Annotated in this window: 7 protein-coding genes and 1 pseudogene; 3 read left to right on the top strand and 5 right to left on the bottom strand. The window is 42.2% G+C overall.

Annotation, left to right across the window (positions count from 1 at the left end; genetic code table 11):
• The 4 genes and pseudogenes from HP439_RS14650 to HP439_RS14635 all read right to left on the bottom strand — a co-directional run.
• Positions 1–411 (bottom strand): annotated as a pseudogene (locus HP439_RS14650) (class II glutamine amidotransferase); the annotation flags it as partial.
• A gap of 406 nt (positions 412–817) precedes the next feature.
• Positions 818–1,636, bottom strand: a complete 819-nt coding sequence (locus tag HP439_RS14645) for a class I SAM-dependent methyltransferase (protein WP_172391083.1) — start codon at positions 1,634–1,636, stop codon at positions 818–820.
• A 105-nt stretch (positions 1,637–1,741) separates the two neighbouring features.
• Positions 1,742–2,851 carry a glycoside hydrolase family 43 protein gene (locus HP439_RS14640; protein ID WP_172391082.1) on the bottom strand — a complete coding sequence of 370 codons (1,110 nt, stop codon included), beginning with the start codon at positions 2,849–2,851 and terminating at the stop codon, positions 1,742–1,744.
• Positions 2,852–2,861: 10 nt separating this feature from the next.
• Positions 2,862–3,950 carry a family 43 glycosylhydrolase gene (locus tag HP439_RS14635; RefSeq protein WP_172391081.1) on the bottom strand — a complete coding sequence of 363 codons (1,089 nt, stop codon included), beginning with the start codon at positions 3,948–3,950 and terminating at the stop codon, positions 2,862–2,864.
• A 370-nt stretch (positions 3,951–4,320) separates the two neighbouring features.
• On the opposite strand from HP439_RS14635, the gene HP439_RS14630 reads away from it, so the two are divergent.
• The 3 genes from HP439_RS14630 (at position 4,321) to HP439_RS14620 (ending at position 11,012) form a co-directional block, all read left to right on the top strand.
• Entirely contained in the window at positions 4,321–7,641 is a 3,321-nt protein-coding gene (locus HP439_RS14630) for a SusC/RagA family TonB-linked outer membrane protein (RefSeq protein WP_216657863.1), read from the top strand.
• Between the two features lie 20 nt (positions 7,642–7,661).
• Positions 7,662–9,680 carry a RagB/SusD family nutrient uptake outer membrane protein gene (locus tag HP439_RS14625; RefSeq protein WP_172391080.1) on the top strand — a complete coding sequence of 673 codons (2,019 nt, stop codon included), beginning with the start codon at positions 7,662–7,664 and terminating at the stop codon, positions 9,678–9,680.
• Positions 9,681–9,905: 225 nt separating this feature from the next.
• Positions 9,906–11,012, top strand: coding sequence for a glycoside hydrolase family 88/105 protein (locus HP439_RS14620; protein WP_172391079.1), 1,107 nt, complete (start codon positions 9,906–9,908; stop codon positions 11,010–11,012).
• 40 nt (positions 11,013–11,052) lie between these two features.
• Here HP439_RS14620 and HP439_RS14615 read toward each other — a convergent pair.
• The coding region (locus tag HP439_RS14615; RefSeq protein ID WP_172391078.1) for a glycoside hydrolase family 43 protein at positions 11,053–11,850 on the bottom strand (798 nt) is incomplete at its 5' end.

Genomic DNA, 11,850 nt, shown 5'->3' with positions numbered 1-11,850 from the left:
TTTAATATCATCAATGAAGTTAAGTAACACTTCGGAATCTGTATCACTTTTAAAAGTATATCCCTTTTGGACGAGTTCTTCTTTAAGTTGGGCGTAATTTTCTATAATACCATTATGTATCATAGCAATATCGCCCGAATTTGAAAGATGCGGGTGGGCATTCCTATCAGAGGGCACACCATGCGTCGCCCAGCGAGTATGTCCAATACCAACAGTAGCCTGGATATTCTTGCCATAGACATATTCTTCCAACATCGCTACCTTACCTTCTTTTTTGTAAATTTCTAATGAGTTGCCTGTATGCAGGGCAACGCCAGCACTATCATATCCTCTGTATTCTAATTTTTTCAAGCCATCAATAAGTACAGGATAGGCTAGATTGCTACCTACGTAACCAACGATTCCACACATATTTATTTAAATTTATTTTTGTCAATAGGCCGTAAATATAAATAATTATCATAATGCAATCGATTGATTAATGATTTTTTAACAAAAACATATTGCAAACGCTTATTTATTCGTAAAAATATAGAGAAAAAACCACAAAATTCGACATTTGACTACAGCAAAATCACTGGCAACAAGCGCGTTCCGATATTATCATTATCTATTGAATATTATGCTCAGCGAACGATCGTCTTTTTTCGATTGTAACTAAATCTGAATTGCCAACGGGTCGCGGTCTAGGTGTCCACTATAAAAACAAAGGCGGATTGCGTCGGATAGTCGTCCGGCGCAATCCACCTTATGAAAATGTTTTATTTAATATCTCAGATTCACTCTCGAACCAATTATTTGCTCAAAAAACACTTTTTTAAGCCAGACTTCGACCGACGTTTTTTATCGCAACTATTGCATATACCATGGGAATCTTATTATCTAAATGATCTATCCTGTATTTACCCGGCTCAAATTCGATGGTTTTGTTAAAACAGTCGTAAGGCGAATAATCAAACTCGTCAAATGATTTAATTTCAAGTCCATTTTTTATTAAACTATTCAACACTTCGGCAATGCTATGATTCCATGTTACAGATGTCTGGGTTATATCTGCTTTTTTATCCGCATAAGTTCCATTCTCTGTTTCGATAATCGCTCCGGTATTAAAATATCTGTAACTTACTTTTTGAAAATTGTCATCAAACATCCAAACTACCGGATGAAATTCGACGAATACAAACCGGCCATTGGGGTTCAAGAACATGGAAATAATTTCCGCCCATTTATTCAAATCCGGCAGCCATCCGATCGTTCCATAGCTCGTATATACAATGTCAAATTTCTCATCTAAAAAGTTTGGTAAATCATAGACGTTGCAGCAAATAAACTTTTCTTGCGAGTTAATATCCTTTACAATTTGCTTAGCGCTCTGAATCGCCTTTTCAGATAAATCAACGCCTGTAACACTTGCCCCCATCCGTCCTAATGAAATGGTATCTTGTCCGAAATGACATTGCAAGTGCAAAATCTTCTTTCCCTTAACCTTACCAAGCAAATTCAACTCTATATCATTCAACGACGATTCGCCGTTTACAAACTTATCGAGGTTATAAAATGCTGACTTCAAATGTGTATCGACCCTGTTGTCCCAAGATTTACGGTTTATTTCTATATAATTTAGCTCCGCGTCCATTATATCTCTATTTGGTTTTTTAAAGACAAATGGCTTGATGAACGCCCTAGAAAATAGACGTTCGTCAAACCATCACTAATATACACATTCCTATGAATGATCGAGTTAATTTTTAACCGTCGGGCCGTTTACACGGAGCACTCCATCTTTTGAAATTTCCAGTTCATCTAAAAACACCATACGCTCATCTCCGGTCTCAGTCGTCCTGCCGTGGTATACGCACCAGGTCTTACCGTTTCGATCGGTCAACAGGCTATTATGCCCCGTTCCAGATACCGTGCCACCATTATCTATATTTTTTTGTAATATGGGGTTTGTGTCTGCTTTTTGGAAGGGTCCCAACGGACTAGTAGAGGTCGCATACCCAACCGCATAATGCTGTCCACCAAAGAAATTTGCAGAATACATCATGTAGTAAAGATCATTATGTTTAAAAAGATACGATCCTTCGGTCCATCTACGGTTAACCTCTCCCGAGGTTACCGATCGGCTCTCCCACTCCGATTGTTTATCTTCCATGGATACTGGCGGCCTTAACAATAAAACGGGCTCCCCTATCACAGTAGAAAAATCCGTCGCCAACTCCACTCCATAGATCCAGCTTTCTTCAACCTGATCAAACATATTTTTTTCCTTTGCCCAATTTGAAATTTCCGATTCCACAGCATGCTCGTAACAGCACCTGGAATAATAAAGATATAGCTTACCATCTTCCGAAAAATAAACGTTAGCATCTATAATGGGATACCCTGGATCAAACAATGGCTTTCCAGTCATATCCTCAAATGGGCCCAGAGGGTTATCCGCGACAGCGACCCCTATTTTGTAATTTTCCAATTCGTTAGTTGGATTTTCCTTCCAGTGCGCACTGTAAAAAATGTAATATTTTCCGTTTCTTTTGTATACCTCAGGAGCCCAAAAGTCTTTAGTGCCCCAAGCTTTCTTTTGATCCGAAGAATATACCTGTCCCCTTTTTTCCCAATTTTTCAAATCTTTAGAAGAATATGCCATAAAACCGTTAGCGACACCGCCGGTTCCATACATATAATAGGTATCGGAATCATTATCGTAGATAACAAATGGATCGCCGAACGCTACATCCAAAGGATTGTTAGACTGCTGTTCTTCGACTTGATCTACATTTTTTTTAGCTGAATTAGTACACGAAATCGTCGTAAAAACCAATCCTATCCAAATAAAAATAATTCTGTTCATATTCATAATATCATTTAAAATAAGGTTTATGCTGCAGTTCAATATTTGATGTATTCCCCTTGATCACCGGCCAATTATCTTCCCAATATACTCTATCTAAAAATAACATACGCCGTGAAGCGCCACTTGAAACAGTGCCCCGCTCTACATCAATTCCATGGAACAAAATCCAGTCCTGATTTCGGTCATCCGTAATAATACGAGTCCCATGCCCGAGTCCGACAAATTTCTGGCCGCCTTTCAACAACAGAGTTCCATTTCCGCGCTCTTTAATATCGTGGCCGTTCTTATCCAGATACGGCCCTGTGAGTTCTTTCGAGCGACCGACCACCATATGATAAGTGCTATTGGCTCCCGCACAACAATGCCCCCGCGAGCCTATAAAATAATAATAGCCGTTTCGTTTATGAATAATGACAGCCTCTAAATCACCTGCTGCAATTTTAAATTTCTCCTCTACGCTGGAAAAGCTTAGCCCATCCGCGCTCAAAGGTATACCGTACGTCCCTTGTTTAGGGCCATCGTTATAACTTCCCCAAAAAAGATATTTTTGCCTATCTTCTGTCCAGATAAATGGATCGATTGAATTGGGGACATCAATAGATTTGCTGTCAAATATTTTACCGTGATCAAAAAATGGACCCGTGGGTGAATCCGAAGTGGCCACCCCAATTCCTGGATTAGGGTCATCCCATATCGAATACGCATAATATAAAAAATATTTCCCATTATCGTAGAAAGCATCCGGTGCCCAAATCCCGCCGCTCGCTTTCCAGCTAGGAATCGTCTCAAAAGCCGAGCCCACAAGCTGCCAATCGGATAGATTTTTCGATCTTAATACCGGCACGAGTCTACTCCCTTGTCCATCGCCCCAATCATCTTGCGTTCCATATGCATAAAAATATCCGGAGCTGGAATCTCTTATAACGGTGGGGTCGGCCAATATCGGCTCAAATACAGGATTCACATAACTTTCGGATTTATCGACCGACTTTGGTGGGTGTCCAAGAGTACCCTTACCACCCGAACAATGGACAGACAATTGGGAACACAGCAATATGGAGATAAAGAAAAACCATCTCTTGCGGTTGTTTTTCATATTTTAAATTTTAACAAAACTGATTCATAAAATATTTCAAAAAAATGCCAACGAACATAGCAACCGTCATTCTGCGGATAAAATTACACACATTTACTCGGAAACCATCGCTTAACATCGTTGAGAATAGATACAAAAATGCATATTGCGAAACATAAAAAATATCCATTTCGGCTCAAAAAAACATCATTTTGTATCACCGAAAGGTGTCCATTATATCTACCGGTCCTAAACAACTTTGAATCAAAACGACAAGTTATTGATACAAAGAGACAAGTATTCCCCATAGACATTATCGAGTTTTGCTAAAGGCACTACCCTTAGTACCATTTATAAACAATTCTTCATTATCTAATTATTATCTCGTTTTATGGTAAACCTATATAAAACCAATTGTCATCTTTCAACCGCGAAAGCGAAATGGATATCAGCTAGCTTGCTTCTATGCGTGTTGGCCGGCGGTATGCCATTTCACGTGACGGCGGGAACCGGCGCTTCACTGAAGTTGACCACTATACCCGTTCAAGAATCAACCATCCGTGGAAAAATTACGGACGCCGAGGGCAATCCCCTTGAAGGTGTGACCGTCACTATTAAAGACAGCCCCGTGAGCACAGCTTCTGACCAGAATGGCGAGTACCGTATTTTGGTTTCTGACAGTGCTAAAATTTTACGTTTTTCTATTATCGGGTACCAACCGCTTGAGCAGGACATCGCTTCGAAAAATATTATTAACGTTACGCTAATCAAGGCAACAGACGCTCTGGAAGAAGTCGTAGTTGTGGGGTATGGGACGATGCAAAAAAAGGATCTTACAGGGTCTGTGATACAAATTCGTCCTGACCGAATCGCAAACGAAAATCCGAGAACGGTACAGGACGTTCTTCGTGGTACACCAGGACTTAACGTAGGCTTTAGCTCATCGGCAAAAGGAGGCGGTTCCCTGCAAATTCGTGGACAGCGATCCGTTTACACCGATGGTAATCATAACAGCCCCTTAATTGTTTTAGACGGCATGTTTTTTTATGGTGAATTATCGGAAATCAACCCGGACGATATCGAGCAAGTCGATATTTTGAAAGATGCATCGGCGGCTGCAGTATACGGCTCAAAGGCAGCTAACGGTGTAATTATCATCACTTCCAAACGCGGGAAAGTTGGAAAACCAGTGGTCAATGCTAGTGTCAACTTTGGAGCAACTACACCAGCACAATACCGCAAAAGATGGAGTCCCGATGCTTACTTACAGCATCGAGAAGATTGGCTTACAAAGAATACATACGGCGTAAATTCTGAAACTGGGGAATATGAAGCATACCAGAGTGGGGTCTTTGCCGACCAGCCGGGGTTTTTCTCACGCCCTGACCAGCTTCCTTCTTCAATTTCGCTTGACGCATGGCGGGCATATAGCACCAATGATGACGGAGAATCTGATTTAAGTATTTGGGCTCGACGGCTAGGTTTCACCGGCAATGCACTCAATAATTTTAATAATGGCAAGATCGTCGATTGGACCGACCGCACCTTCCGCACCGGCTTTGACCAAGATTATAACGCTAGCGCTAGTGGAGCAACTGACCGCGCGAACTATTATTTCTCGATGGGTTATCTTAAAAATCAAGGAGCAGTGGTCAGCGACAATTACAGAGCAATCCGTTCCAATATGAAAGTAAACTTTAAGGTGACCGACTGGTTCGAGCTAGGTGCAAATGTCAATTTTCAAGATCGATCTGATGGAAATGTCGAGATAGATATGGGTCAAATGATGCGCAATAGTCCTTATGCGGATTATGCCGATGAGATGGGAAATCCGATCCAGTTTCCTTTAAGCTCGGAATTCAGTCAGCGCGGATACAACTACGATTTCCAAAAGAATTATCTGGAATTAGATAAAGGATACACGGTACTGAACACTATTTTACAGGCAAAAATTAAGTTACCATTTAATATTACTTATGCCTTCAATATAGCGCCTCGTTACCAATTTTTCTATGACCGCTACTTTATGTCGGCCGAGCTACCAGGATCTGATCCCAAGACTAGAGGCGCCAACCGTGAACAGGCTAAACGATTTGACTGGTCTTTAAACAACACAATTACCTGGGAGCAGACATTTGCAGAAAAACACCGCTTAAACGTGACGCTTGTCCAGGAGGCAGAACAACTTCGCTACTGGTCCGAGCGAATTGAAGCAAGAAATCTATTACCTTCCGATGCCTTAGGTTTTCACAATGTAGGATTCGGAAATAAAGAAGATAGTAACTATTCGAGCAACGATACCCATGAAACTGCTGATGCTTTAATGGGGCGCCTTTTCTACAACTACGATGAACGCTATATGATCACCGCGACAATCCGGCGCGATGGGTATTCCGCGTTCGGTTCCAGCGAACCATACGGCATATTTCCTTCCTTAGCCGGTGCGTGGAACTTCTCAAATGAGTCATTTTTTTCTAAGTGGAAAAATATAATGAACACTGGAAAATTACGTGTCTCCTATGGTAAGAACGGAAACCGTTCGCTCGGTTCTCCATATCTTGCCCTAGCCAATTTATCGCGAGGTGGCGGAAAAATGCAAGGCTACCTCGATCCTTCGGGAGAACTTCAGCTATACAGGTACCTCATGATGGACCGCCTGGCAAACCCGAATCTGGAATGGGAAAAAACCACGGCTTGGAATGTCGGTTTAGATTTCGGTTTTCTTAATAACCGGATCTCCGGTAGTCTAGAGTATTACACTATGCAGACCAACGACATGATTATGGCCCAACGGCTTCCTGGCTTCTCTGGTTTCTCCGCAATCACAACCAATTTAGGAAGAGTCGACAACAGCGGGATAGAACTTGCTTTAACTACACGTAATTTCGAGAGAGAAAATTTCAGTTGGACAACCACCCTTGGTTTTTCATATAACAAAAATAGAATAAAGCACTTATATTACGACTACCAAGATGTCCTAGACGGCAATGGAAATGTTATAGGTCAAAAAGAACAAGATGATATCAGCAACGGTTGGTTTATCGGAAAACCCATCAGCAGCATCTGGGATTATAAAGTGACCGGCATCTGGCAGAAGAATGAAATTGATGAGGCTGCACGTCACGGTCAAAAACCGGGAGACCCAAAAGTTGCAAATAATCATACGGCCGATGATGTGGTTAACTCCGATGGTTCTATTACACCTGTTTACAATGATTTGGATAAAGAATTCTTAGGGGAAACGACTCCTCCTTATCACTGGTCACTTCGTAATGAATTCGTATTATGGAAAGATTTTACTTTCGCTTTTCAACTGTACTCCTACATGGGACATAAAAGCCTATCCGGTAACTACCTAAACAACGATGATGATGGAGGACGTATGCAATATGCCTTAGCGAACTTACCAGAAAAAGAATACTGGACACCTGATAATCCGACTAATGAGTTCGGCCGGATAGAAGCTGCAGGACCAACAGGAGCAGCAGGCGCACAAAAACTCTACAACCGATCATTTATACGTCTTGACAACATTTCTGTTGGCTACACCCTGCCCGAGCGCTGGACGTCGATGTATAACTTAAACAGGGTAAAGGTATTCGGTAGCGTCCGCAATACGGCGACCTGGGCTCAGGAATGGATATATGGAGATCCAGAAACCGGGGACTGGGCGTCTCGAACATTTACTTTAGGATTGAATTTAACTTTTTAGACGATTAACAGATAAAAGAAATGAGGAAAATATCGAAATACTCAAATTATATAGCATTTGCACTACTACTGGGAGGGACATTAATTAGTAGTAGCTGTTCACGTGACTTTTTGAATCCAGACCCTTTATCGTTTTACGATCCCGAAACCTCCTTTAATTCACGAGCTGAGATTGAAGCTACGATGGCGATCTGCGATCGACATCTGAAATTATATTGGATGACCGACAATAATGAAATGCTTTCGTTGGGTACAGAATATATTTTTTCTGAGCTCATGGTTGCCGCGGCCACCGATAAACGCAATATGTTGGCAGACGTCGCTAGCATGCTAACACCGACAAGCGATGACGGAGGATCAGCAAATAATTTGGACAGAACCAACAGTTTATGGTATTTCTGGGATGAAGGATACAAAGGAATTAGAAATGCTAATACTATACTTAATTACATAGACGGCGTCGAAGAGCTCGATGAGCCCACAAAAAATATGTTTAAAGGTCAAGCGTACTTTCATCGCGCCTTCCGGTATATGGGCTTAGTCTTCCAATATGGTGACGTGCCTTTGGTCACGAAATTATTGGAAGCACCAAAACAAAACTACCGCAGCACAACACGTGAAGCGATTCTACAAATGATTACCCAGGAAATGGAGTTTGCTGTAGAATGGGTACCTGAACAAAGTGAAATAGGCTTGATCGGGATGATAAATAAAGGCGCTTGCAGGATGCTTCTAGCAAAATGTTATCTTGCTATAGGCGAGTACGAAAAAGCTAAAGAGCAAGCCGATATCTTAATAAATCAGTCTGGGTATAGCCTGATGCAGGATTCCTTTGGAAGTTTTAATGAAGGTGGAGAATCTCAGACCTGGCCCATCACGCGAAACGTAATCTGGGATTTACATCGTTCGGAAAATAAGCTTATCGCAACAAATAGGGAGGTTATAATGGGTATGCCCAACAGAGGTGCTGAAGCCGAATCATTTGTAAAAATGCTTACAATGCGTATTCTCTATCCTTTCGTTTTTGACAACCGGGTGCAAGCCAAAGACGGTCGACAGGCTTTGATGAACATCCGTCGGAATGCTGGCGACTACAATCCGCAGTATGACTACATGCGCGCGTTTGGTCGTGGAATTGCAACATTTCGCCCTACTCGTTTTCAGATGACCAACGTCTGGCGCGTAAACGGCGTGATGGACGAAACAGATTTACGCCACAGCTCGGAAGTAGGTAACTGGATAAGTATGGAAGACTATCGGGTTAACAATAAAGCTTCATCAGAGTTTGGTGAGCCCCTGGCACTTTTTAATCCAGACAATGGAAAACTGCTGTGTAGTGATACTATTCGACGTTGGTTTGATGTGCCCCATTACAAGTTCTATCTAGATGATCCTGTAGCAGAAGCAAACGTCGATGGATCCGATGGTTACCGCGGTGCGACCAATGGAGGGCATGCAGACTGGTATTTATACCGTCTGGCGGAAGCCTATCTCCTACGCGCTGAAGCTAAATATTACATCAATCCAAGTGACCCAACTATCAAAGACGATTTGAATATCATCCGGAAAAGGGCACAATGTAGCGAACTCTATACGGGTAACGTAACAATCGGCGACATCATGGATGAACGTGCCAGGGAACTTTATTGGGAAGAATGGCGGAACGTAGAATTGAAACGTGTATCTCTATGTTTAGCACGAAGTGGGAAACCTGACGAATGGGGAAATACCTATAGCCTTGAGAACTACGATAAACAACAAGGAACTGACGAGGCAGGAGGCAGCTATTGGTATCAACGAATCATCCATTATAGCATGTACAATAAAGGGCCAATTCAAATCAACGCTCCAGGAAACAGCAACCCGAACTATCGTATGGACAAAAAAAATATGCACTGGCCTATTCCCAATTCCGCAATTACCGCAAACAGTAAGGGTCAGTTAGCACAAAACTACGGATACAACGGTTATGATCCTGCTACCCCAAAATGGGAAAATTGGGAAGATGCCGTCGCCGATGAAAGTAGTTCAGAAAATTAGAACGATCTACATTTAGAGCATCTAATAATTACTCTCTTTTGTTTCGAATTTAGCGACCAGAGAACATTACGAGCTACAGTAAGATTGTCCGCCAAAGTTTATCATTGCGGCGGACAATCTTCATCTGCAAAAATCTAGATGTTACGTTCAAAGGATCGAAACCCAAAACGAGATTCTGAGTAGAAAAGGAAACAAATTTTAAACTCAATTCCAAAATATACTATTATGTCAAATAGAATCATATTATTACTGTACGCCATTTGTTCATTCCATTTTTTATTTGGACAGTCGACCCACCTCCGCGACTTTCCTGCAGGATCCACCCCTGATGAAATAGGAAAACGATTGGCATATCATTTTGTCGGCAGTAGACACGAGCTATACGCTGGCCGGTGGATGCATTATGCAGGAGTCTGTTCTTGGAACGGCGCCTTAGACTACGCGGTAAAGACTAATGATCTGCAACTCATCAAACAGTTGCAGGATAAGTTTGAACCATTTTTTTCGTATGAAAAATCCCTCTTACCGCCAATGAATCATGTGGATTATAACATGTTCGGAAGCCTTGCGCTAAAACTGTATCAAGTTACCCGTGAGCCTCGCTATAAAACAATAGGTCTGGCTTATGCTGACACACAATGGGAAGTTCCTGCGAACGCAAAAGAAGAAGAAAAAAAATGGGCGAACAAAGGATATTCATGGCAAACTCGCCTATGGATCGATGATATGTACATGATTACTGTGGTCCAGGGCGAAGCGTATAAGGTGACAGGCGACAAAAAATACCTTGACCGTGCAGCGAAGGAAATGGTCTTGTATTTAGATGAATTACAGCGCCCGAATGGGTTGTTTTACCATGCTCCCGATGTGCCCTATTATTGGGCTCGAGGAGATGGGTGGATGGCTGTAGGGATGCCCGAATTATTGCGTATGCTCCCTGAAGATCACAAAGATCGACCACGGATTATGGAAGGTTACTTAAAAATGATGGCAAGCCTAAAAAGCTTTCAACAGCCCAATGGCATGTGGAATCAATTGATTGACGAACCCTCATACTGGGCTGAAACGTCTGGGACCGCCATGTTCACTTACGCATTCATCGTCGGAGTCAAGGAAGGGTGGTTGGATCCTGCTGAATATGGCCCTGCCGCACGCAAAGCATGGCTTGCGATGATTCCATATATTGACCAACGCAACAACGTAACGGAGGTCTGCATTGGAACTGGGAAGAAAAATGACAGGCAGTATTATCACGACCGTCCACGTAATGCGGGTGACTTACATGGTCAGGCCCCTTATCTCTGGTGCGCAGCAGAACTTCTAATAAAGTAAGGCATATTTTCTATTACGTAGGTGCGACCGGATCTTATGTTTATTTAATAACAACGGGTCGAACCGTTTCGCCGAAAATACGAACAACGCCATCTTTTGTGATTTCCATATCATTTATATTTGACTTGCGTGGTCCTACCCTGTTTTCATTAGCATGTACATGATAGATATATTTGTACATACCCTGGGCATCCAAAAAAGGAGCACCATGCCCTGTTCCGACCATTTTGGAAGCCCAGGGTTTATCTCGTCGCAAGATTGGGTTTCCGCTATACTTCTTCCATGGACCGTTTGGAGATGCTGCAGTGGCATATCCTACGCCATAATCCTTACTTTCAAAATGGTTTGCCGAATACATCATATAATACATGCCGCCCTTTTTAAACACCGACGGTCCTTCGGCTACCTTCCCTTGGACTGTTTCCCAGGATTCTTCCGCGCTAATACATTTTGTGAGCGTCTGCGGCTTTATTGATCTTAAATCTTCATTCATTTCTGCTACCCAGATGACATTCCCATCAGTAAAACGTACGAAATATAAATATGGAGTACCGTCATCGTCGATAAATAAGTGTGTATCGATGGCTTTCTCGCTTACAATCGGCTTTTTCTCTTCCTGCATAAATGGTCCATAGGGCGTATCAGAGGAAGCAACGCAGATATGTTCATCCACGGAATAAAACATATAAAACTTATTCTTTGATTGGATATAGTACACTTCGGGGGCCCAGAACCACCGTTCCCCCCAAGAATCATTGGGTGATAATGCTAACCGCGGATAACGCTTCCAATATTTAAGATCATGTGATACATATACTTCAAACCCATTAACCCGTGT

Origin of the sequence: Sphingobacterium shayense, assembly GCF_013179575.1 — a bacterium.
Lineage (GTDB): Bacteria > Bacteroidota > Bacteroidia > Sphingobacteriales > Sphingobacteriaceae > Sphingobacterium > Sphingobacterium shayense.
The sequence above is the reverse complement of the archived record's forward strand: the minus strand, read 5'-3'. Positions and strand labels throughout refer to the sequence as shown.

Coding starts and splice junctions, on each gene's coding strand:
- HP439_RS14645 (WP_172391083.1), bottom strand. CDS start 1,636: ATGGACGCGGAGCTAAATTATATAGAAATAAACCGTAAATCTTGGGAC.
- HP439_RS14640 (WP_172391082.1), bottom strand. CDS start 2,851: ATGAACAGAATTATTTTTATTTGGATAGGATTGGTTTTTACGACGATT.
- HP439_RS14635 (WP_172391081.1), bottom strand. CDS start 3,950: ATGAAAAACAACCGCAAGAGATGGTTTTTCTTTATCTCCATATTGCTG.
- HP439_RS14630 (WP_216657863.1), top strand. CDS start 4,321: ATGGTAAACCTATATAAAACCAATTGTCATCTTTCAACCGCGAAAGCG.
- HP439_RS14625 (WP_172391080.1), top strand. CDS start 7,662: ATGAGGAAAATATCGAAATACTCAAATTATATAGCATTTGCACTACTA.
- HP439_RS14620 (WP_172391079.1), top strand. CDS start 9,906: ATGTCAAATAGAATCATATTATTACTGTACGCCATTTGTTCATTCCAT.